Here is a 24955-nt window from a genome sequence, read left to right as displayed (position 1 = left end):
ATATAAGATACATCAGCAGTCGCCGATGTATCCCATGTGACCTTATATCTTAGCCACAAGTCCATTGAATTTTTCATAATTCACTACAACACCATCATCAAGGTCGATTTCAATCTGCATGTCAGCCATGTGATGCAACAACTCGTCATACGCTTTTAACTCGTCAATTTTCTTATCAAGGGATTTCAATTCCTTTTTAGCATCGCTAATTTCCTTTGTTGTGGAATCCCCTTCAATAATATTCAACAAATCCTTCTTCTCAGCATCCATTCGAACTTGAACTTCATGAAGATAGTCTGTACGAATACGAGACAACGTCGTTTTGTCATAACGGTGCATATAAATGAGACAATTGAATGCCTTTTCCTTGCCTGACGTAAATAACCAGAAAATTGGTCGCTTCTTATATACTTGAATATGATCCTTGTAGAAATCATTCAAGAAATAACGACGTAAGACTTCCCTTGCTGTTTCATTCTTCTTCTGCCCAATAGCATTTGCCACATAAACAAGATTTTCTTCAAGTGTCTCTTCTCCAAATGTCACTCTAACAAAATCAACGAATCTTGTTACTATATCATCTTCAAAATAAGCACTTGACATTATTGGGAGTATGTTATCTTGATTCACTAAAAACGTTCTATAAGAAGATGAATTGAACTCACCACCCGCATAAATTAAACCCTCCTCATCGAGTGAATAACGACCGAAAGAACAACCCATAGCATAAGATATGAAACTTTTTATATCAATTTCTAAATCCGCTCTTCTAATTGTTACATCCTTTTCTTCTATCTGATACGATATTTCATTTTCTAAGTTATTTAGTTCAATAAAAATACGATTAAGTTCTTCTTCATTTTCTTTTAGATTTCTAAACTGGAACTCATTGTATTGTTGCCATTTTTCGAAGGATTCTTTAACTTTATTATTATCCTTCCTATGAGTTAATAATGGGTGCTGTTCAAAATCCCAAGAAGTTTCATAAGAATCCCAATCATTCTTACTAATTCCAATATTTTCTTTTACTTTTTCAATTATTTCTATTTTTTTATTAGGGCTGATATTCCTTACATAAGGTATTCTATATATATCACCATTTGTGAAACTCATTGAAGGATTAAGTATACTTAATATCTCAAATGCAACTTTAGAACAAAGTAAACCTATTACAAGAAAATTTTCTTCTAAGTCTTCTGTGAAAGCAGATCTTCCAGTATCATCAAATATAAATCCAATGCCTTTATATCGAACACCAAATTTACCTGAACTTATCTTTGTCCATGTTAATCCTTCTTTAAAAAAATATTGCGTATTTTGTGGACGAGATCTCAGTTTCCCATCTGGAGTTCTGAAATTTCTAATTCTTTCCCCATCAAACTGCCAATCAACAACCATCTCATTGTTTCCATACCATTTTCTAAATGAACCACCACTATTACAAGGAAACCATTTATGTTGTCCTTTTTCTGTTTCTACAGTTGATGAATAGTTAAACCCTATTTTTTTAACATTAAGTTCGTACCAAACCCTTTGGAATATATTATTATCCCCAGTTGCTAATCCTGCTTTAGGTTCAGCTACCTCTCCCAATTTATGGCTTTTTTTAAATAATTCTATAATGTTATCACTTATCCAATATGCAATTGGAGTTGAAGGTAGATTAATAAACTTCTCTTTGCTAATTTCAAAAGTACCTTCTTGTTGAAAAAACCATTCTTCTTTTTTCTCTAAACTATCAACAGCACCCTGTTTCTTAAATAATTTTTTATAAATAGCTATATATTTGGGCATATTATTATTTTTAATTACAAAGGCAACTGTTCCAAAATCTGAACCGAATACACCTCTTCCTAAATGAAGCACATTAGTAAATGTTACTTTATTTAATAGTGTTAATCTTAGCTTTTCAAAACTCGATGAAAACATCCAAACTGGTATATTTATCATTGAGTAAAACCCATTTTGTTTGGTTAATTGTCGAGCTTTTTCCATAAAGACGGTACTCAAATCCGATTTAGTTTCTGAATAATTATTTTTTAAAAAATTACTTAGATCTGTGTTCATTCCGTTGTTGCCCATATAAGGTGGGTTAGTACACACAACATCATACTTTTGACTTAAGATTCGTGTTTGCAAAATTAATGACGGCATATTTTCTAATATGAGTTCATTTTGAATCATTTCTACCAAATTTACATCCGTATCATTGAGTTCTAAAAGCCATTTTTGTATAGATTCTAAATTTTGTTCATCTATAGATAGAATTGACCCAAATTCTTTAGCATTAAGAAATGTATTACGGATATTTACTATAGAGTCAAATATATTCTTCCCCTCAAATGAATCTCCTAATTTTCTATTGATATAATTCATAGTTTCATCGGTGATCCAATTACTTTCTTGGATAGATTTAATATTTAACTTGATATTATTTGCAAAAACTCTGCGTGATTTTTCTCTCGCCTTCATCATAACTGCAAAAGATGCTAACTGAACTGCACGATTATCAACATCTAATCCATACAGATTTTTTTCTAAAATCAGTTGCGGAATCTCATTTTCCATATAGCCTTTTTCAATGTATATGTCATAGAAGACTTCAAATGCATAAACAAGAATATGTCCACTTCCACAACATGGATCAAGGAATAGAATATCTTCTGGATTTACATTTTTGTGCCGAATTTCTTCAAGTTGTTTAATTACAACTTCTTCTTGCCCCGCTTCATCTAAATAATATTTCCATTCTGGTTTCAATTGGCTTTCGGGATAGCTCTCAAGCCAAGTGCGACCCAATGAGTTCTCTACCATATATCGAACAATCCAATTAGGTGTAAAAAGCTGTGTGGCCGCAGGAAGTGTTTCTTTTGTTATTTTGATATTCTTTTTCAAATTAGCAAACACTGCATCTTTTTCTTCGGAAATATAGTATTGATAAAGCCATCCGATAACCTCAACTTTTACCCAATTATCCTCTGGTATAAATTCAATGTCTGTCATTTTACGGATAAAAGAATCGGTTCCCAGTAACCCTTCTGGAAATAGGATCTCAGTATAGTCCTCAATCGTTTCGAACATAAATGGCATATAACGATTTAAGTCATTACAATGCATCTTGATAAGATATTTAAAAAGCTCGTTTGTTTTGTTATTCATTTTCAAATCATAGACATATTCTTTGTCTAAATCCAAATTAAGCGATAAGGCTTCTTTCATCATATCTGGCTCTGCACTGTCTGAATTTATGGAGGAAAGAACACGAACTTTTGTTGGAAGATAGTCATTTACTTCCATAAAACGAAGTGCGACAAAACGGTTGAACCATGTATACGCAGTTTCTTCCATTACTCTGTCAAAGCCAATTTCATTGATACGGGCAATAAGTTTATTACGTTGCCTACTTTCTGTATCTAAGAGCTGTTTGCCGTCAATAAAGACGGCATCTGAACTTTCTACATTTGCTTTCTGAATGGATTCGGCTGTAATTCCGATTTTTCGTGCTTGCAGTTCTACTCTTTCAAGCAATTCTCTTCTTGCATTTGTCGCAAAGTTTTTCAATGCTGTTTTATTCATAACCGTATTAGCCCTCCTATTCTATAAACTCAATTTGTTTATTTGATTTGATGATTTGCTTTAATTTATTGGATAAGGTATTGATGTATTTATCTACATCTTCTTCAGTAGATAATGTTGTTATGGCAACGAGTTCTGATACTTTTACATTTTCTTTCAAAATAATAGGTTCAATGATTGGTGGATCCAGAACTTCCCCACCAGGTTTTTGTTTCTGCTCTTCCGCTTTTTTACGTTGCCATTCAACGATTTCACGTCTTATTTCTATTTCTGTTCGTTCTTTGAAGCTTGTACTTTGTGAAACAGTAGCATCTACTTTGAAAATATCCGTAAACCTATCAAGATTGCCTTTTAATCCGTTATAGTAATCATCGACACGCTGTTTTGTTTCATTGGACACACCATATTGCTTCGCTTGTAGTGACAATTCGTCATAGTCTGCTTTTAATTTTTTATGGGTATTTTCTTTTTTCTCTGATAAAACGAGATTGATTTGTTCTTCTAATGAATAAACCAATTCTGGCATATCTTTGATTTTCCGATAAGGAATCGGATCTTGAACGATTGAACGAAGTTTGTCCATTGCTTCTGCCACTTCTTGTTCTGACAGATATGCCTTGTTTTCCTCGTACTTGGTGAGTCCCGCTAAACCTTGATCGAAAATATCTTTCTGGTTTGTGTCGAAGAAACTTTTTACAAAGACGATATCTTCTTCCCAAATTGCCAAATCATCTTCTAACTCATTTAGCTTCATAAAGAAGGAAGCATTATCAAGTTTGTTATCGAATCGCCCAAAATATTCCAACCCTTTATCGAGTAAGCTTCTACCTGGATACTTTCTTCCTTCATAGCGTGCTTTATAAGCATCGATTTCTGCTATTTGTATTTCTATCAATACTCGAATATCTTTAACAAGACCATCTTCATCATCCGCTAAATCTGTTGTATTGAAGACCTCTTTACACACTCTTTTAGCTGTACGGATTAAAGTCTCATCCACTTTCACTCGTTTAAGAATGATTCCTTTATCGGCTTCAGAGGTTTTGGCAAATACAGTGAGTAATTTGTTCGTATCTATTTCTGGCTCCAGATACTCAGCATTGTAACGGATGCGAATACGTTGCTCTTTTAATAGCTCAGCAATAAGTCCCGCTATATCAAGCTGTTTCCATCCATAAGGTTTGTCTTGGAAGCGATCATAGATAATTTTCACTCGAATCTGTTTTTGAATTTGATCTTGCAGATCGATAAAATCAAAGATTTCTCTTTTGGCAAGTTCGTTAGGATTTGTGCCGATTTTGTCGTCAAAAGAAATCTGATCTGTATCAGAGGCTAAAATAGGAATCAATGCTCGTTCGTTTTCCAAATACTCTTTCACATAACCAAGTTTCGTATACACATTATCGACCAATTGTTTGAAAGCAGAATTAATTTTCTCCTTCACAGAAGAACCTTTAATATCCATTTTGTCACCATTCACAAAGAACGCTCCATCTTTTATTGCGTCCTCCAGTAGTTCACGCACTCTACGTTTACGTTCACGAACTTCTGCTGACTTGTTGTTTAAGATATTTTGAATGTTTTCTGGAAGTTGTGTTATATTCTTTTTCTTTCGGAATTCTTCGATTCGTAATGCTTCTTCCATTTCCTCGACATATATCTCGTTTCCACCAAGCTTAATAATCATTTCACCACTACCCGAAGTCATCATCATCAATTCTTGAGCGGATTTTTGATAATGGTCAGATAGTGGAGAAACGATGTTCAATCCAATACTTGATGTCTGATTGCCGTAATTTTTTTCATCCATTTTTTGATTGTAGGAGAATGCATATTCCTTCGAATAATTAAATCTTTTATCATCAAACATGTCTTGAAAGATATAGTTGGCCAATTCTCTTTTTACAATATCTTCATCTATGTTCATTTGTTTAATTTCTCGGTTTATATCCTGTTCATCATCTGTTAAGAATACGAAATAGTCCCCATTTTTCTGAATGAGTGTTTGCGAAGTAAGTTTTCGTACAGCTACCTTTATTTTTTCTTTTAGCTGTAGTTTGTCTTCATCCATATTTGTCACCATTAATGTAGCGATATTGTCAATGTTCGAAGGTAATTCTTTAATATATTTAATCATGAACAGTACTTTTAGTAAGTTGATGTTAAATTCATCATCTTTTAACGCAGGGTTTTCCTTTGCTCCCTCAATAACTCTTGAGATGGCAGGGTTAAGAAACTCTTTAATTGTATCGTAGAACGCATAGAACGGAATTAGCGTACCTTCTTCAGCATCTTTATAGTTAAGCCCTGCTTCTTTAAATGCCGAAAGCATAGACCGTTCCCCTTCAGATAAGTGCTTGCCTGATGAACCATGTTTTCTCACTTGCTCGAAAACATTTTGCAGAAGTTTAAATTGATAAGGAATGAAGGGATATACATCCGCAAATTCTTGATCATTATCGTAACCTCTCAGATCCGCCGTGCTTTCTCGGAAACTAATTAGATTTTTCAAGATGGCACTCTTTTCAGGGAAGAAAACCTTTAATTTGTCATTAACATGCGAATGCTTCTCCAAGATTCGCTTCTTGATTACTTCATCTACAGAAATAGAAGACAATGATAGTCTTGTATCGAAGCGTCCTTGTATACGAGAGAAGTCATCCCCTTTAACTTTCACAATAGAATCTATACTTTCTTGTGAAGTCACCATGATCCATACCTTACCGTGTGCATGTGTTCCGAGGTCTTCCGCAAGTGTTTGCAAGTTAAGCATTAGATTACGGCTGTCACCGATATATTGACCAATTTCATCCACCAAGAAAACTAAGTGGAAATTAGATTCCTTTTCGTCAATGTATTCTTTTACGTCTTTTGAGAATTTCTCAATACTAATTTCGAAGTTATTGACACCATTTTCGAACCAATTTCTTGCAGATTCTTCCGACATATCTGTTACTTTCGTCAATGCCCCGATCACAAAGTCTGCATCGAAATAGAAGCTGTTGCGACGACTCTCCCATGATTCACCCGCTAATGCCCTAAACTCCTTTTTAAACGCTTCGTACACGCCTTGCTTGTCTAAATACTTCTCCATCTCTGCAACACCTGGAATGTCCCCATAATAGCCTCTATGCTCGTAAAACACCTTCATGAAGACACGTAAAATTGCATCTTCTTTGGATTTATTGTCAAGGGAACTTTTGGAATCAATGTTGAACAAAATGACTTCTGTATCGACATCTGCAGTTCGCTTCATATTTGCATAGACAAGTGAATCCTGCACTTTGTTCTCAAAGAAATCAATCGGTTGCTTCCCTTTCACTTCCTTGTTCTCTAACAGGTAAGCGAGGATTTTAAGAAAGTGAGACTTACCCGATCCAAAGAACCCGCTAATCCAAACGCCCATTTTGTCTGTCTTGCCGTTAATTCCTTTTTGGTAATTATCGTAGAACTTCGATAAGTGCTTATGTAGCTCTTGAGTCACAACATATTCATCAAGTTCTTGGTAAATGTCTTCTTCATTAGTTTGGGCAACTTTAATTACCCCACGTATATCACGTTCAATATCCTTTAAAAACATATCTTTCAGTATCATCTCAATTCCCCCTTTTCTCTAATCTACTAAACGAAATGCTCTATAGTAGTTGTCATCTTTGAATTTGCTAAACAATTGTAATGATTGACCATCGTATTGCCCTGGAAAAAACATAATTACAGGCGTTTTATCCAGCACTTCTTGTAAGTTGTTTAGTATGTTATGTGACCGCACGAATGGATACACTTTTCCTATCCCAGTAAGGAAGACAACATTATTATCTCCCATCTGTTCCTTTATTTTCTGTAAAAAAACTTCTGGTTTAGCAAACGTCGTCATTGCCTTGAACAAAGCTTCTTTCCCTTGTCTTTCCTCCATCTCAAAAATACGATCAAAAATTCTCTTTTCTTTCGTGATATCAAGAATCATTTTATATAAATCAAATTCTATAATTCGTCTATTAGAACCTTCATAACTGAATTCTTTTTTGATGTGCTTTATATAATCCCTCACGACAAGTTCGTCATCTGGTTCATAATCGAAGACATAAAAGCTGATTTCGTTTCCAAGCCCACGTCCTTCGATAAACTTATCCTCTTTGATTTTTGGTATGATTTGATCCAGTCTTGCATTCAAATTCGCCATTTTGTCACTCCTCACTCACCCATTGCTCGTACACATCGTTCATCATCAATCAGTTTAAGATGGCATTTAATTTGCTCGTCGATGATCAGACGATTTAGTTCGCCAGTCTTCAAACTCTTTAGCATACCTGTTTCCAGTAGGATTTTCTTGTAGACTTGTTTCAATTTTTGGATTGTTGTCTCTGACCAACTCGCTATAAAATCACTCTGCTCTGCTTTCGCAGTAAAATATGAATTAACATCTTTTTTTTCTAATAGATAATCATTTTTTTGTAGTTTTTCTTGAATCACTTCATGCATAAATTCAAAGAATAGTCGATCTGATTTCATGATTGCATATAAATTGATTATCTTAGCCGTTTCTAATGATTCTTTCATAATTAGCTGTAGAAGTATTTCATCCAATACGTTTACCCGTTTTAAAATGTATGGAAAAGCTCTTTTAATACTCGACATTTTTTCATATTGAAATACGTTCTCTTCTAATACTTTTTGTTTAATCTCTGTATCTGAAAATCCTTGTTCTTTTAATAGAGCAATTTGTTTAACTTCGTATAACATGAATCCAGCTCCTGTTAATACAGAAGAATATTCTAATTCTATTGTCATTCCATTCAACCTTTCACACAGCACTGGTAAACTATTTTATTTCCAATATTCTTTCAACTATTGCTAATCTACGTTTTCCGCATTGCTGTTGAACAACTGTTGTAAACTCATTATTTTTCATTAGTTTATCCTGATTATTTAAATACATACTTTTTATTCCTTCTATTAGTTCTGCTTCTTTAATCTTCTCCGACCAATATGCGTCAATCAATTGATTTAACGCAGTAGCCAAATCACGCTGAGTACGGTAGAAAAGTTTTAACTCCAAGAACGTCACCTCGTATTTCTATTTTACTTAATTCTTATTTTACTTTTACTTTTGGCGTAACACAATGTATTCTCAAGAATTAGCACACATTCTTAACAAGCAGGAACAAAAAACAAAAATAGCTTCGTACCATAAAGATACGAAGCCATTGACTAAAACCTTATAATTACCAAAAACCTTCAGAACGTTCTTCTAATTGAATACGATAACTATCCTCCGTAACGATACACTCTTCAGCACATTCTGTTTCTACAGAAACAAAACGTTGCCTAATCATTGGCGTTACAATTTCTTGTTTCTCCACAAGGATTTCTTCCTTCCCAAATGTATAAGGGGCAAAGTAATCGAGCATTTTCTCAATAATCTCTGCTAATTTAGAAAAAATTACCTCGTAATCTTCATCTGTTTTAAAATAAACACCTATCCTTCTGTCACCAAAAACAATATCTGGGTGTACATTTGTCTTTATTTCCTGCTCACTATGTTTAAAATCCTCAAACCAATCTTCTCTCGATTTTTCGAAGAATAATTCGACAAAGGAACGGTATCTAACATCTTTAGCGGAAATTCTTAAATAGATTCCTGCTTTACCACCTCCAACTGTCATTATTCGATCGTTCTGATTCATTTTTTTCTCATAGTGAAAGTTTAAGAAGTAAGGTATTTCCAAGCGTAATTTGCTAAGGAGACCTTTCTTCACATCTTCCACACGTGAAAAGTCTAACTCTCGGTTCACTGGCTCTACAGTTCCACAATGCGAGGGGGATAAATTCTTATTCGAATACTGAACGGTTAATAGTTTATCTACCTGGTTTAAGCAATCAAGTTGATTGTATATGTCCAATTTATACAATCCATTTAATTCTTGTAATAGTCTTATCCCAGATTCATTAATGGTTAGGGCATAGAAATCAATATACTTCTTCTTACTTTCCTTCATCCATTCCCCTAAATCCTTCAGCAATGCATCGTCAAATGAAGATGCTACCCAAATAACTACTCCTTCCGAATATCCGCTATTCATCATTTCCTTAAGACGAGCTAAGTAACGTTTATTTGCTTTGGTCACTTGCATCTCAAAAAAAACGTTTATTCTTCTTCGAGAATCGTAGCCCAATAAATCAACGTTCTTGCCCGCATGTCGTTGTTCCAATCGAATATTTTCTACCTTAAACCCTAATAATTGTTCCCAGCATTGATAAAAGTCCTTCATGAAAATAGCAAAGATGGACTCTTTATTGGAATTATTTATGCTCATACTATCTTCTCTCCATTCATCCGCTCTCTTTAATAGAACCTGGTTAGTATGTAACGGCATCAAATTTATCGTCTCAATTGTAAGTATTTTCCTTTCTTTCTACATCAACCAAACTTTCAAGAAATAACCCATAACCAGACCAATTATGAGCATGAAAATGTCACTGGAGATTTCAATAATAATATTTCTGATAAAATCTTTAGATTCTAATTTAGCCAGTACTTTTTCCATTCCCGTTGTCCCCCTATCTTTTTACTTTCGATACATGTATAAGTACATTCATTACCACCCACTCATGTTTTTGTTGATTCTAATGCGTTCTAACAATTCTTTATTAGATTGTTCTAACTCTCTTGTAGTACGAGATTTTGATGCTTCTGTTAAATGAGTAGTTTTTGATGCAACAGGTAATCTTATTTTTCTGGGGGGCGGGTTGATTAGTTGATCTAAATCCATACTTAATTCATAAATTATTTCGGCACTAAATTTTAGCTTGTTCTCCCAATAAAGATCTCCCGAAGTGATATCTATTTTTACAGTTAAAAATAAATCAACGTCCTCCATAACTTCCTTTAGAAGAGCATTACTACTTTCTACTGCTTTTCTAAAGTCGCACGCTCGATACTCACCATTTTCGAATTCTAAAAGCAATTTGAATGTTTTTGTTGCATAGAAAGAGATAATTTTCATTTTATAACGTCGCTTCATTTCATTCATTTTATTCCCAACCTTTCTGACATAATTCTGTTAATCAAACTCTATTATCTTCCTTTCCTCCTTTATTTCTGGCTCATGCATTTCTACTTTGCATAGAGATACTGCCAGTTAATAAAATGCAAAAAAGCTAATTTACTTACATGCACAACTTAATAGGCTTCTTCCAAATAGGCATACTGCTCCCATGGAAAAATAGACTACACCTATCAAAATTTGCGAACATAAGTAAATTAGCTTTCATAAAAACAAAAGGTTTAATAAAAATATTTAAAGAAAAAGTTAGTGACTGTAAAAATTGATGTAACATCAGTATAAGTTATTTTCGATTAATATTCAACCATCTTTTACTATTTCGAATAAAATTTTCCAATACAGTTACCGTGATAACTGTATCACAAGAAAATATTCCGTTTGCTATTACGAGATGATTCCTTGGTAAAATAGAAAAACGAGAGGAAGTTTATTCCTCTCACACTTATTCATACACTTAATTCCTGTTTCAAATCATTTACCACTTGAATAACTTCGTAAATATCCGCAATTATGGTGTCCTTCTCCCAACTAACATCATTGACTAAATCTAATAGGTTAAGAATTAGCTCTTTTGTTCCAGGACTTACAGATTTAACTCCATCCAAGGTGAAATCGTTTGTATACAACAGTTCCTCTAACAGAACTACACTCTCCTGATTGTTTGAGCTAACTTCTAACAAAAAATTTGGTGTAACACCTAAAACTGTTGCCAACTTTTCAATCACAGGAAACGACGGACAGATACGAAAACCGTTCTCTATTCGATTAATATAGCTTTCGCTTATTCCTGTCGCCTCGGTCATTTGTCTCAAACTCATTGACCTCTTACTTCTAAGATGTTTAACGAGGTTTCCAAAATTTGGATTAACTGATCGACTCTCCCTCATATTCTACCATTCCTCCTGTATTTCACTCATGTGAAATTCCTTTTTAATTTGAAACATTATATTATAGATAATTAGCTCTAAAATATAACTTCAAATCGGGAGGCAAAATAGAATATTGATAGATTAATAATAAGCTATACCTAATTCATTACGTTCATCTTCAGTGACTCGGATTGCTTAATGATTCTTTCTGTTAGTGGATCCATCATATATTCTCGACTTAGTAAGTGAGCCATTTTAGCGTAGTGTTTTACAATTTCATCTGTATATCGCAACTCAAACTTAGCAAACTTTTTTATTAGTGCTACCTGCTTTTTTATATTGTCGATATAGAGATCATTTGTTATCTCGTCCAATGACTTATTAAATAATTTATGAACCAACTTATGATCGGAATAAATCTCAAAAATTCTTTCCGCATTTCCCTTTTGCTGAATGAGCTGTAAAGCACAATCAAATGCATAAATTTCTGCTAATGTTGCATCTGCTTTCAAATGATATGTTTGGAAAGTATGCGTCTTCACAAAACCCAAACCATTAACTTCTACGATCCCTGCACCCATCGCAATTCCCTTACTTGAACCATCAATGATAAACTGTCTCATTTTTCTTCACCTCATGTGTCTGTCAGATCCAAAAACGTTTGTGCTACCTCCCTTTATTTCTCTCTCCTGGTACAAAATCATTTTTACACCATTTCACGAAATTGCTGGCATGTAACAAATACGTTTTTGCAGTGCTTTCTGTTAATAACCCGCTTTTCTTAGCTTCCAGAACTTCATTTTCATAATCACCCAATAATTTTGCTAACTGCCTGTTAATTTCCATGTTCTCCATCACTCCATCATCTCCCTTAACTGCCTTTTCTTTTGAGCAATCATATAACAAATAGAAATTTCCCGATAGTAAGCGGGAGTTGTGATTGAATGATTGTGTTAAGAGTGAACGAATGAAGAAAGAGCAATAAAGATGTTCAATTCATTGCAAACCTTAATCGAATTGCTTTCAACGCTAAATTGCTATTCTTATCATCCAAATTGGCAAATAAATCGACAATGGTTCCACAGTCAAAATTATTGTAAAGATTAAACGCCAGCTTCACCAATGCTGTAGCATTACTGGACAAGTTAACTTCTTCCAATCCCTTAGTCCGTATCATGCCATTGTCAAAGTCATAGAATACAATCATCTTTTCCAATAGCTCGCTGTTTCCTGAAAAAATATAGAACATCGCATTTCTCTCCATATCCTTTGGATGTGTTTTGTCCCTATTTATTAATTCTTCAAAGTTCCTTTGATGACATGGAAATAAAAACATAGAAAATCTCCTCCTATTTTTTTGATTCTCTATGTTTTATGCAGAAGTCTATTCTTTATAAGAAGATTGCTCACTTTTTTATGTAAATTGAACAATTGAAGTAGAAGAAATTAATGTTTCTCATACTCCAATCATTTTTTCAATCTTAGTTTATATGGGCTTTACATCCGAGTTGGATCAATTAGAAATCTAAAGTTCATTTACGTGGATAATTTAATATTGCAAAATCCTGATTGTTTATTGTTAATACACTCTTGTCAAACGGTAAAACAATAGGGGCTTTATCTTCCTTGTTCATCACAAACATAATAACTGGGATGTTATCTTCGTCGTAATATACATATTGATGTTCCAAAAAGTACTCTTCGCCTTTAGTTAACTGAATTTCATCAAAACCATGGTCGAGTGTGACATTCTCTAATACTCGAACCATTTGCCGTCTAACCGTTCTACTTATTTGTCCACACCATACATATTCTGCAACAACAGAATCCCAAACGAAAGCTCCTTCTTTACATACGATAACTCCACCATTATTCCAAGGTTCAGTTTCTTTAATGTTTATTTCATCTCCAGAATTATTTTCTTCTTGAGATAAAAATAATTGTTCTTCTATTTCTGCAAGTACTTCAGAAATACTGGCAAATCCAAATTGATCAATTACAGTTAGTACGCCACACAAACCTGTACTCTCTTCGTTATACATATACATCACTTCTTCATATTCGTTAATATAACCATTGCTCAGTGCCACCTCAATTACCTTGCTTTGTTCTTGAATACTCATTACGTTTGTCATTTTTGTTTCCTCCTTCAATTTGTTATAGTTTTTCCAAAAATCTATTTGTAATTTTAAACTTTAAAACATTGTATTTTACATCTTTTGCATTCACCTCACCTTGATTAGATCAGTTATCGAATCAACAAATAATGATGGATAACCTAAGTAAAAAATTCTGCTAAAATCAAAAATGCTTCTAACTTCTAACTAACACAAAAAAGCTAACTTACTTACACATACAATCGAACAGCTCAATAACTTTTTGAAGAGACAAACTCCACCCTTCAAATAAGAGATTGATACTGTATGAAATTGTATACGTATGTAAATCAGCTTTTATCTAAAAATTGGTTTTATATTAAATATGCAAAACAAAAATTAATTTCCTAAAAAATATGTACTCTTAATATATATCTCTATGTATTAGATGTCAACCATTTTTTTCTATTAAACCTAAATTATTACAGATGGTGTTCTCATGGCAACTCCATTACAAAAATTGATTTCTATAGGATAGGGTTAGTAAATTTCTGTTCAAGAACTAATGGAGAAAACATTTCTTTTCGCCAATAAATATGATTAATTGACCAAATCGTAAGCAAGCCGAGAGACTTACTTAGGGGGGCTGAAGCCACAAAAAGTAGTATGATATAAAAAAAGCTGACCACAGTCTCGATCAGCTCTGAAGCACTTACTTTAATGACTTTCGATTCAACCATAGTATACCAAAATAAGGCATGCTAAAAACTTCAATTATTTATCCTCTTTATTAAATATTAAATCCGTTGCAGATGGAGCATCATTATCTATCATATCCAGTAACAATAAGAAATCTTTTTTTATATTTTCTGCAATCGTATGATGTGAACCATCTCCACGAGTATGTGTTATTTCATAGATTCGCCCCTTCTTTAAATCATCTAAACGATTTAAAACCGCATTGACCTCCAAAGAATAACGACTACGAATGGAATTTTCTTTTGCCATAAATATCACCTCCAATCAACACTCCGAAACGGTTATACATTCGTATACAAAGGGTTAAATACACTCGACTCTGAGTCTAAACGTTGTTGAACTAAAGCACCTGTTACTTAAATTACTATTCAGGAGCCACAAGTTCTACTTTTATTCTATCTGGGTCTTCAAAATAAATGGTATAATGATTATCTCCCCCAGCAAAAGGATGCTTTTTTGGATAAAGAATACTTATACCTTTTTCTTTTAATTTGATTGTCATTTCATCAACGTGTTGTCGTGAGTTTGCGTGGAACGCCAGATGATTAAGTCCTACTCGGCATCTATGATACGGAACATCTAAAAACCTGTCTTCTGTTTGTACAAAAACAATATATGTATCACCTAATTTCCAACTTCGTCCACTCTCCCACTCTTGAAAAGGAATGTATCCTAATTCTTCAAGAAACCAACTCCAAAAATCTACTGTCTTTTTTATATCTGATACATACAATTCAATATGATGGAGTAACCCCTTTGACAATGAAAAATCCCCTCCCTTATTCCACTTACCCGCTTCTTTAGTAAAAATGCGTCTCCACTTATTGTAGAAACGCACCTTTAGTTGAACAAGAATTACCTCAGTAGCTTGTTATAAACACTTTCCCTTTGGTTATTTTAGAAGATTCAACAACTTCAACAGCTTTTTTTACGTTTAATAAATCGTATTGAGAATCTACCATCATCAAACTTAATCTTTTATCATTTATTAGGGTTATCAAATGGTTAAAAGTTTCTTGCCATTTATCTGCTGAGACATTTTTATTCCAATTCCGTAAATGAAAGATATTAGCATTCACTTTTGCTTTATTTATAATATCTGACCAGTTTACTTGTACCCCTGATAAAAGACCGATGGTTAAAAAATTACCATTAGGGTGAACACAAAAAGCCAAATCGTTTCCAGATGAACCTCCAACAGAATCAATAGCAGAATCTGCACCCATTCCATTTGTTAATTCCATAACTGTTTCGTAAAGTAGAACTTCTGAGGTATCTATCACATAAGAAGCACCAAGATGAAGTAAATCTGCTGTATATTTATTATTTCTGGTAACTGCAATTAATCGAAAACCTAAAACCTTCGATAATTGAGCAAAAATATGCCCGATTGAAGAACCACATGCGTTAACCAATAAAACATCATTTGGTCTTAATTTTAAAACTTCCGTACAAATCACCAAGGCTGTAATTGGATTGATATACATCTGTGAAGCCGTAAAGTCATTAATAGAATCTGGTAAAGAAACTGCAAATTCTGCTGATGTCTTAACAAATTCTTGCCAAGTGCCTTCCCCACGTAAAGGTAAAACACGTTTACCAATAAGATTATGAGAAACTAAAGAACCAACATCTTCTACAATTCCAACTCCTTCATAACCAGGAATATTTGGTAAAGAAATCCGTTGAGAATATGCCCCACTAATCGGTATTAAGTCAGAAGGATTTATAGGACGTGCTAACATTCGAACAAGTATTTCATTATCTTTCGGTGGTTCAATGCTTTTATATTCAACTTTTAAAACATCTTTAGGGCTACCGAATTCGTAGAATTTAATACATTTTGCATCCAAGACTATAAGTCTCCTTATTATAAATCAGATTTATTCAATTATATCATCTCCAACTAAATTGCATCTTTAGTTGAATAACAATATAAAGGCTGTCTTCTGACAGCTCTGTTCTGCTAAAGTACCTGTTAGTTTAAGTACACTTTTTCACCAACTATTAATTTTCTAATAAAACATCGAATTCTTTAACATAGACTGCATTTCCAGTAATCTCTATGTCATAATTATCTTCATTCTTAGAAACTTGTACCATGACACGACCATCTTTTCAATTTCATGACCTTGTTCGACTATTAGATTTAACGGTTCTTTAAATATTGTGTAAGGAACGGTAATTTTATTTAGGGACAGTAGGCCCTCCTTCACTCTTCAAAAGGTATAATCCATAACGAAAAGTTATCCCCTTTGTTACTGCAACCTTGGATTTTATGTAGAAAACTTTCCTTTTCACCAATAATTAAAGTTCGCTGAACAAATTATTTTAGTAGTTTTAAACCTCATTCTCTTCAATTTCTGACTTTAAAAAGAACTGAACAAAGTCTCGACCAAATCTTGACATCTCAAAATTTTCTTTCGATTTTAAATTTGGTTCCTTTAGTTTAGGAAGTGAACCTTTATGTTTAGGATTTGTTAGTTTATCCAAATAAGTGTACAGCTCTTTAAACTTCTTTGAAATTTCCTTTAAGTCATCTGTGATATGCAAGTCCGTTTTGGTGGTTAGCAGTCCAATTCTAAGTAAATTCCTTCTTACAGACTCATATTGTTCATAGCTAATCCCATGTCTCTCCATAACGTCCTGAAACGATTCATTCGATTCTTGATCATGAATATAACGAGAAGAATACATAAGTCTTATTACTGAAATATCAACCATTCTTAGCTCTTTCAAGACATCATAATAGGTAAGAACAAAGTCCTCTGTCACTTCCTCATGTTCTGTAATTCTTACAAAACCATTTACCATATACTCAATTTTTTCTTCTTGTTGTTCGTCGATTACATAATCCATAACATAATTAAACAATTGATCGATTCGCTCTTTTTGTTCTTCAGTCTTGGATTCCAAATTGACACGAATTACTTCTATATTCGAATTTAATTCCTGGGTGAGTGTTGTAATGTTTCTCTCGAAACGATTATGTTTATAACTTTGAACTAACCCTGAAACTCCAGGAACGAGTGAACTAACAGTATCAACCATGATACCCCCTACAAGGCTGGTAATAGAGCCTTTTACAATGTCTGCAACTGTTTCACTTCCGACATTCAATACAGTATCAAGAGCCAAACTTTTGGCCATATCTTTTCTATCATTGTTCTGATTGTGCATACTCACTTTATCCCCTCCAATGTTCTGCTTTTCGTATTGTTTAATTCTCGTAAAAGTACTTAATTTTTACAATATGAACACTTGGCACTCCGCCTGCTATTAGGGCTTTTGTGGAATTCATGTCCATTATCACATAGCCACCAATATTCCTTTCTTGCGTAAGCTCCTACTTCATATGGACTGATATCTCCATTTTTGGTTGAATGCCATTGTTTAGCTACTTCTGGTTTTTTTACTCCCAATGAATTTTCCCTTTTAGCTTTTTGGGGCTTATGACGGCCATAAAGTTTATAGCAAGTAGGACAACCCCGCCCATCTATACGACTATAAACATAGGCAGGATAACTATGATTCCTCTCACATATCCACCAAACCTTTTCATGCGAACCTTTTGTCACGTTATTTGGTGTTAGATCTCCATTCATACTGTAATCCCATTCTAATGCCAAATGTGAGTGTGTGTTAGATAAGCAATTGGTTTCGTTCACTCTTTTACCTGCACAATACGGGCAACCTTCACCATTACCAGTACGCTCATTTATCATCTTATTATAAGTTGATTTACATATTGGACAATCCCAAGAGACTACTTGATTTGAAAATGGTAAATAAGAGTCTGGAGTTATATTCTTATTTAATTTCATATTCCACTCTCTTGCAATTTCGGGAAATAATAAACCCAGATTATACTCTTCCGTAGCAACTTTACCATCACAGACGTTACACCCATGTCCTTGTGCTTTACTACCAATCTGAGCTAATGTTGAATGTTTTTTCTCACAGATAAACCAAGCCTTATGGTTTGAATATTGTTTAAAATGTTCAGGTCTTAAGGGATAATTTTTGTTATAGTTCCAAATTGTTTCTATTTCTGGACAATTATCTAATAAATTATCTTTTTCAATGATTGGTTTTATTTGAGCAAGAATAGGAATATTGTCAAGGTCTACATTGATTTGAGCTTTTACCTTATTGATATCTGTTTTAAATCCGTCATAACGGTCATTTATAATCCCTAACAAATACTTAATCATTTCGCTTATCGTCTTATTTGAGGTTCTCTCATAAAGATATTCTTGTACTCCTACCATGTTTAGCGGGGATAATCCATTATCTCTGATTCGTATTAAATCATATCCTCTCTCAATAATAAGTTTACTTTTATCTTGATCGATTTCTAACCTATCTCTATGAGTATGCCCGCCATCGTATTCAACTACGAGATTAAGAGAGGGTATATAAACATCTACTAATTTATACTTTCCAATGCCATCAATAGGTGAATTCAGTTCGGTATCTTTGAAAATCTGTTTTATATAAAAATATATAGCAAGTTCAGGGAATCCAACATTGTAGCGTTCCATGCACTTTGGACAACCAGTATTTTTAATCGCCCTGCTTTTAGCCTGACTTTTCCAAATGTGGTCACACTCATTACAACACCAAGTAATAATCTTATCTGAACCACTTCTAACATTGTTTGGAGTATTCCCCTTATTTTCTGTTGGATGCCACTCGTCTATTAAATCTGGACGTTCTTTTACAATAAATCCTCTGGTATTTTTCAAAGTTTTTCTCCTTCAAAGTTAAATCCCCATATCAGGTTTCATTTCTGGAATTAGGTTAAAGGTAATTTCGCCATCCGCTACTTGATCTAAATGCCACCACCATTCGTTGATTGATTGGTCTGATAAAGAAAAATCATAGACTTCTCCGATGTGAATGGACATCTGTTTTGCATTCTTTATTAATTTCATATCATGAAAGTACAAACTTAATCTCTCTTCGTTTGTCAATTCATTAATTACTGTTTCAATTTTACTTCTAACATGCAACATATCTACCGCTTCAAATGGACTGGTTTCTGTATCAATTGCACTTATTCCATAGTTCTCTATTCTCTTGGAATGCTTCGACATTTTCTACACAACTCCTTTAACTAAAATAATTATCTAAGCTTTGAATTTTTCTGATTTCCTCTTAGTACTATTTAATCACAAAAATAAATTATTTGTAAATTTAGATTTTTCATCTATTCTCTTCTTCTCTATTCCTTTAATGAAAGTTATCTACATTCACAGATAGTGTTGCTTTGTTAACTTAAACAAAAAAACCGAGACAACGTACCAACGTACATATCTCGATTCTGGTATTTGTATGAGGTTTTCTTCTGAGTTTTCTCCTATTTTTGTAACAACCTAATACAGATTGGGAAGAACTGTTTCACATAGGGACGATGGGAATTGCGAAAAGACACATTCGGTCTTGATCAAACCTTTTTGCTTAAAGACATAGCCTATTATTTAAGTCTAACGATTATTGTTGGCCAAAATGAAATTCTCTATGACAATTTGGGCAAACGGCCATTGCATTTTCAACCGTATCATCCCCGCCGTCGGCCAACCCTTTAATGTGATGGACTTCTAAGTAAAGGGTTCCATCAGAAGCCCTTTTAAAAGGAGCTTCCTTTTCACATTTCTCACAAATACCATTTGCTCGAATTAATACCTCAGCTATGACATCAGGGTTACGATAATATTGTTTAATTGTGGTATTGTATGAATTAGGATAAGGATTACTTATATTATTTATCCGTTTCTGTCTTTCCTCGCTTCTGGAATTAAGTGATTTTTGTACCTGACTGTAAAAGTTTTTGTCCTCAATCTCAAGAGAAGATTTGATAACCTTTAATTTACTGATACTTTGAAATCCACCGATTGGAAATTTTATTACGTTCTCCTCATCGACTGATAATCCCTCATTACCAGTCCAATGCATTTCTGGTCGCTCATTTGCTTCAGCAATTAATACATCCAAGTGGTTAACATATTCATTAAGAAAATTGGGGAATTTATTTACCTCATTTAATATAAATCGTTCGTAAGATTTGGGCTTAATTGCTTTTTGTTGATAAATCCCTTCTATTGAATTTTGATTTAAAGATAAACCTCTACCAAGACATAAAATATCCAAAATGTTTTTATCCATTTTTACTCTGTCTTCCATAAGTAGAATCTTTACGTACTCTATTGGATAATTATAGGTGTAGCTATCCTTCTTTTCTGAATTAACTATATATGGTTCCCCAGTAAACCTTGCTAATGCAACTATACCTGTATATGTTTCACTTGTAATTAGAACAAGAAGATCTCCAACTTTATAGTATTTATATTTACTTTTGGTTGACCAAATCCTCTCTTTCATACTTAATAATAACTGCAACTCATTGTATATATAACCAACCCTTAACCCCATTATATTTCCCCCATCGATTTCTTCTACTATATCCAAACCCAAAAGCTCTTTTCGAGCATAAAAAACCGAAGGTCTGCTGAACTTGATTTAAAGTACTTTCGGTTTGGAAATATTATTTTTATTTTAGGTAAGTCTTATTGTTTAATTACCATTAATTTTGCGGTGGGACATCTATACCATGCAACTTTAGTTCTTGAATTGACATCCGTTCTGTTGTCTACAGTCATTCCATTGAGTGATATAATCCTAATTTATGAAAATAACCAATGCCACATTGTCTACCCTTATTATCTATAGTATATTGAAAAATATTCCATTGCACGTATGTTTATGTATTTACTTAAAATTTATTATAATAGACAAAACGATTATTCAAGTAATTCACACTTTTTAAGGAGGGTAAATTTATGCTATCTATATACCGAAAAGATCTTTATGAAAAACTTTGGTCTATTGGAATATCAAAAACAGCCAAGGAATTAAACGTTCCATACAATAAATTGAAAAGTGCTTGTATCTCTAATGACATTCCTTTGCCCACACCGTCATATTGGAGTAGTTTATACATGGGTAAAGAGAAACCAACTCAACTATTACTCCCCTATCCGAATGATAACTCTATCATTATTATTGAAGAAACTAAGGAAAGGAGTATACCTTCACAAAAAGTATTGTCCACCAAAAATAATCAAGATCAAGAATTAGTAAAAAATAATCAAATTACTTCTTCGAAAAATGAAGTATTAAGCGTCCCAAAACAATTCCTTTATTTTAGTAAAGATGAACAATTACTATTTACTCATACTTATAATTCATTAGCAGTCAATAAAACCCTTTCTTCTAAGCCACACAATGAAATTGTTAAATATCGTCAAAAGAAAAAAGAAAATGTTCCATATTATATTAAAGAAGCAAAACTGAAAATAAATTCGTCATCTGGCGTAATCATTCCTGAAACCTTGCCTTTTATTGATAGCTTATTTAAGGCTTTAGAAAAAGTAGGTGCAAAAATAAACATTACTACCGATGATAATCAGATACTGTTTAAAGGAAATATTTACATATTAAATTTTAGACTTCCTTCAAATAAAATAACCTTATCTCCTGGCGACAAAGAATATTCTACCTATAATACTTTTAAATTTGTCCCTACTGGGAATTTGAATGTTGAGGTAGGATATCTACTTGAATGGCATCGGTGGTCTAAACACGAAAAACTGATTAAACAGAATAAGTCTGATACGATTGATGACTTATTAAAGAAAGTCTTTCTTTATATTTTTTCACTCCCTGAAAAAATAGATATGGAAGAGAAAAATCATAAAATTACAGAAGAGAAAAAGAGAAAGGAAGAAGAACAGAAAGCCCTTTTAAAAAAACAACATGAAAATGAGTACAAGCGTACAGAGGAATTACTAAATAAATCAATTCACTACTTCTACTCTCAATTAGTAAAGAACTATATTGAATCTGAATTAGAAGAAACAACAGAGGAATATAATTGGGCTATGAATAAATCTAATTGGATTAAAGACTCGGATAAGTATTTAGATTCTATACTATCTATTAGAGATAAAGAAAGACTAATTGATTTAAAAAGTTCCAAGGGTTTTATATAAGAATGAATATTAATTCCATATGTCATTAAATAATACTCCATAAATTGAAATGCTTGGGGGTTTGTTGAAATTACCCACAAGCATTTATTATAAATAAATCTATGTCATTGTAATTTAGCTTTTCTCCATTTCATCTTAACTACATATCTGTAATTAGATCTTCTCGAATTACAGATAGAAGAAAGGTAAAGGGTGAGAAAAAGCGGGTGAAGGAATGGGAAAGGAGGATTTAGAGAAAATTTATATGCGTGAAGACATAGTAGAAGAAGGGATGAAGGGTTTAGGTACGTGTCTCGAAATAAATTACCGTTTTTTACAAAATAACAGCGTACCTTAAATAAAAATAATACTCTCTTCCCAAAAAACAGCCCAGATTGGTTGGAACTGACGGAATAAGAGCAAGGAAATTGGAATATAGTTCTTCCATTTCAACACCCAATAAGTGTTTTCAAAAAATTTTATATTTTTATAATACGAAAATTCTCTTCATTAACTCTAATTACTTAAGTAAATACGAAAAAGAAAAGGGATGCTAACTGCATCCCTTCTCAAGTGGTAGTTTAGATTGATATTTAATCAAATTCATCACTTCAGCAAAAGACTTGCTAAGACAAATTAAATGCTATGTTTAATTGTCTTAGAGAATCACGCTTCGGCAATCTAATGCCTTGCTCCCAAACTTTAAACTCTTCAGACAAAATTACCTTTTGAATACGTTGTTGTGGAATTTTAGTTCTTTTAGCTTCTTCATTAGCTAAAGCTAAATGATCTGATAAACTGTGGCAATCTTTATATGACTTATTGGTATCACACCAACACATACCATTTGGCTCCAGTATTCTGGGATAGTGTTGTGGTAATAATTCTCCAGTTTCAGGGCCAATCCATACACCACGTTTTTTATATTTTCGAGTAGCCTCCCAAACTTGGTGTCTAAAAAGCCACATAGATATTTGTGAAAAGGCATTTAATAAACGTTCTTTTTGAGTACTACCAAGCAGTTGTGGATTGTCTGTATAGCATAATGAATCTGGAAAATAAAACTTATTTGCTTTATCATATCCGCCTACATTTATATGAGGATGATATGGATAGGTAAAATAACTTATTTCTGGTTCTATAACAATTGCGATGGGTTGATTCTTAAGAGCCGTCATGCTTGTCTGACCTACATATACAGCTACTTTATAAGTCTGCTCTTCTAAGTGCTTCAATGCCTCACGAACAGCTCTTTGAAGAACTATATGGTCAGAGGTATTATAATTTTCTAAACGAACCATTTTACCACCTTGTACTCCAACTGGACGTACATTATTTATATCAGAAACTATTTGTTCAAGCTCCGTTGGATTGGGGAAAGGGGTGATTTCAAGAAGAAACCACCCTTCATTTGTAACCCCTTTGGCACTTTTATATTCAACTACTTGTCCAAACTCTGATTGTAACTCTTTAATCAAAGAAAGATAGCTGTTCATTCATTACCACTGCATGAGATGTGTGAGGTATAGTTGGTCTTATTGGCGTGCCATTGCCGTTGCCGTTTCCATTGCCGTTGCCATTGCCATTGCCATTGCCATTGCCGTTTCCGTTTCCGTTTCCATTGCCGTTGCCGTTGCCGTTGCCATTGCCGTTTCCATTGCCGTTGCCATTGCCGTTTCCATTGCCGTTGCCATTGCCGTTGCCATTGCCGTTTCCATTGCCATTGCCGTGTTGATTATTCTGCTTTTCGTTCATCCAATTCACTCCTAAGTTATAGTATCTATAATTAGAGCGATAAAACCGAACAAATGCTGTTGCTATGTTCCTCCCCCTCACAGCTTCTAAATCCATTAAACAAAAGATATATTTTCACCTATCACAAATGGGAACAAAACCGAACATATTGTTACAGTTTCAATTTTCCATTGCATTTAGATATGTAAGTTTGGTAATATAACAATAGTCGATTCTTATATTACAACTCAATATTTTTTGGTTAACGTGGAAAAGTATATTTTTGCACGCTTTTTCGCTTTTCTTTTTCCATATTTTATTCTATCATTCTTTCTAATGAACTACAACTTTTGTGCTATGAATATATATTTGTAGATAAAATCTATTAAAATATGTTTTTTCCTCCTCAATATTACCTACTTTTTGCTCTCCTTTTGACCAAAGCATCCAATTGCAGTGTTTGATAATATCTTAAACTTTTTACGATAAATTTGTTAAATATAGTCACTAATCCACGCTTGAACTTATCCTTAATCCCTGCTTTTTCCTTTCATTCTTTTACCACTCCTGCTTTAGTGAACAGCATTTTATCTAAATGTTTTTTAAATAATACTGGCTTGCCAATAAATCTACTACACTCTTTACTTTGATCTGTGTCATTTTCTCATTATGACTTCTTAAATGAGCAATCGCTTTACTTGGTCTCATAAGTATCATTACACACCAACATTTTAGAAATGATATGAATCCTTAAACCTTACTCCATAACAAAAACGGGAAAAAGTATTAACTTTTTCCCGTTTTTCGTTCCTTCTATGTTCCAT

At 33.4% G+C, this 24955-nt stretch carries 23 protein-coding genes; 1 reads left to right on the top strand and 22 read right to left on the bottom strand.

Annotation, left to right across the window (positions count from 1 at the left end):
- Window positions 1-42 precede the first annotated feature (42 nt).
- From pglX to PGC35_RS14260, 20 genes are all read right to left on the bottom strand, one after another.
- Window positions 43-3576, bottom strand: a complete 3534-nt coding sequence (gene pglX, locus PGC35_RS14355; RefSeq protein WP_375219652.1) for a BREX-1 system adenine-specific DNA-methyltransferase PglX — start codon at window positions 3574-3576, stop codon at window positions 43-45.
- Window positions 3577-3592: 16 nt separating this feature from the next.
- Complete coding sequence (gene brxC / locus PGC35_RS14350; protein ID WP_375219651.1) at window positions 3593-7171, bottom strand: BREX system P-loop protein BrxC; 3579 nt, start codon at window positions 7169-7171, stop codon at window positions 3593-3595.
- An 18-nt stretch (window positions 7172-7189) separates the two neighbouring features.
- A complete protein-coding gene (locus PGC35_RS14345; protein ID WP_375219650.1) occupies window positions 7190-7756 on the bottom strand; it encodes a DUF1788 domain-containing protein in 567 nt (188 codons plus the stop codon).
- Window positions 7757-7767: 11 nt separating this feature from the next.
- Window positions 7768-8364 (bottom strand): DUF1819 family protein, encoded by a 597-nt coding sequence (locus PGC35_RS14340; protein WP_375219649.1) that lies wholly within the window; start codon window positions 8362-8364, stop codon window positions 7768-7770.
- A 31-nt stretch (window positions 8365-8395) separates the two neighbouring features.
- On the bottom strand, window positions 8396-8641 hold the full coding sequence (locus PGC35_RS14335; RefSeq protein WP_375219648.1) for a TIGR04540 family protein: 246 nt from the start codon (window positions 8639-8641) through the stop codon (window positions 8396-8398).
- A 157-nt stretch (window positions 8642-8798) separates the two neighbouring features.
- A complete protein-coding gene (locus PGC35_RS14330; protein ID WP_375219647.1) occupies window positions 8799-9890 on the bottom strand; it encodes a hypothetical protein in 1092 nt (363 codons plus the stop codon).
- Window positions 9891-9989: 99 nt separating this feature from the next.
- Window positions 9990-10121, bottom strand: coding sequence for a hypothetical protein (locus tag PGC35_RS14325; RefSeq protein ID WP_375219646.1), 132 nt, complete (start codon window positions 10119-10121; stop codon window positions 9990-9992).
- A 51-nt stretch (window positions 10122-10172) separates the two neighbouring features.
- Window positions 10173-10607, bottom strand: coding sequence for a DUF2442 domain-containing protein (locus PGC35_RS14320; RefSeq protein ID WP_375219645.1), 435 nt, complete (start codon window positions 10605-10607; stop codon window positions 10173-10175).
- Window positions 10608-11086: 479 nt separating this feature from the next.
- Window positions 11087-11527, bottom strand: coding sequence for a helix-turn-helix domain-containing protein (locus PGC35_RS14315; protein ID WP_375219644.1), 441 nt, complete (start codon window positions 11525-11527; stop codon window positions 11087-11089).
- Between the two features lie 140 nt (window positions 11528-11667).
- On the bottom strand, window positions 11668-12132 hold the full coding sequence (locus PGC35_RS14310; protein ID WP_375219643.1) for a ribonuclease H family protein: 465 nt from the start codon (window positions 12130-12132) through the stop codon (window positions 11668-11670).
- A 43-nt stretch (window positions 12133-12175) separates the two neighbouring features.
- Complete coding sequence (locus PGC35_RS14305; RefSeq protein WP_375219774.1) at window positions 12176-12364, bottom strand: hypothetical protein; 189 nt, start codon at window positions 12362-12364, stop codon at window positions 12176-12178.
- Between the two features lie 136 nt (window positions 12365-12500).
- The gene (locus tag PGC35_RS14300) at window positions 12501-12845 is read right to left on the bottom strand and encodes a DUF6075 family protein (RefSeq protein ID WP_375219642.1); all 345 of its coding nucleotides are present in this window, start codon (window positions 12843-12845) and stop codon (window positions 12501-12503) included.
- 196 nt (window positions 12846-13041) lie between these two features.
- Window positions 13042-13644, bottom strand: coding sequence for a hypothetical protein (locus PGC35_RS14295; protein ID WP_375219641.1), 603 nt, complete (start codon window positions 13642-13644; stop codon window positions 13042-13044).
- Window positions 13645-14379: 735 nt separating this feature from the next.
- Window positions 14380-14613: a hypothetical protein gene (locus tag PGC35_RS14290; protein ID WP_375219640.1), complete on the bottom strand. Its 234-nt coding sequence runs from the start codon at window positions 14611-14613 to the stop codon at window positions 14380-14382.
- Window positions 14614-14728: 115 nt separating this feature from the next.
- The gene (locus PGC35_RS14285) at window positions 14729-15127 is read right to left on the bottom strand and encodes a VOC family protein (RefSeq protein WP_375219639.1); all 399 of its coding nucleotides are present in this window, start codon (window positions 15125-15127) and stop codon (window positions 14729-14731) included.
- Between the two features lie 97 nt (window positions 15128-15224).
- A complete protein-coding gene (locus PGC35_RS14280; RefSeq protein WP_375219638.1) occupies window positions 15225-16217 on the bottom strand; it encodes a zinc-dependent alcohol dehydrogenase family protein in 993 nt (330 codons plus the stop codon).
- Between the two features lie 487 nt (window positions 16218-16704).
- The gene (locus PGC35_RS14275) at window positions 16705-17550 is read right to left on the bottom strand and encodes a hypothetical protein (RefSeq protein WP_375219637.1); all 846 of its coding nucleotides are present in this window, start codon (window positions 17548-17550) and stop codon (window positions 16705-16707) included.
- A gap of 53 nt (window positions 17551-17603) precedes the next feature.
- On the bottom strand, window positions 17604-19112 hold the full coding sequence (locus PGC35_RS14270) for a zinc-ribbon domain-containing protein (RefSeq protein WP_375219636.1): 1509 nt from the start codon (window positions 19110-19112) through the stop codon (window positions 17604-17606).
- Window positions 19113-19130: 18 nt separating this feature from the next.
- Entirely contained in the window at window positions 19131-19463 is a 333-nt protein-coding gene (locus PGC35_RS14265) for a hypothetical protein (protein ID WP_375219635.1), read from the bottom strand.
- Between the two features lie 397 nt (window positions 19464-19860).
- Entirely contained in the window at window positions 19861-20835 is a 975-nt protein-coding gene (locus PGC35_RS14260) for an HNH endonuclease (RefSeq protein WP_375219634.1), read from the bottom strand.
- 530 nt (window positions 20836-21365) lie between these two features.
- Between PGC35_RS14260 and PGC35_RS14255 the strand changes: the two genes are divergently transcribed.
- Window positions 21366-22418: a hypothetical protein gene (locus PGC35_RS14255; protein WP_375219633.1), complete on the top strand. Its 1053-nt coding sequence runs from the start codon at window positions 21366-21368 to the stop codon at window positions 22416-22418.
- Between the two features lie 605 nt (window positions 22419-23023).
- Here PGC35_RS14255 and PGC35_RS14250 read toward each other — a convergent pair.
- Together PGC35_RS14250 and PGC35_RS14245 are read right to left on the bottom strand one after the other, a co-directional pair.
- A complete protein-coding gene (locus PGC35_RS14250) occupies window positions 23024-23893 on the bottom strand; it encodes a hypothetical protein (RefSeq protein WP_375219632.1) in 870 nt (289 codons plus the stop codon).
- 39 nt (window positions 23894-23932) lie between these two features.
- Window positions 23933-24121 (bottom strand): hypothetical protein, encoded by a 189-nt coding sequence (locus tag PGC35_RS14245; RefSeq protein WP_375219631.1) that lies wholly within the window; start codon window positions 24119-24121, stop codon window positions 23933-23935.
- Window positions 24122-24955 lie beyond the last annotated feature (834 nt).

Source organism: Psychrobacillus sp. PGGUH221 (assembly GCF_042055255.1).
Classification (GTDB): Bacteria; Bacillota; Bacilli; order Bacillales_A; family Planococcaceae; genus Psychrobacillus.
Note: the sequence above shows the minus strand (reverse complement) of the source record. Positions and strands in the feature narration are given on the sequence as shown.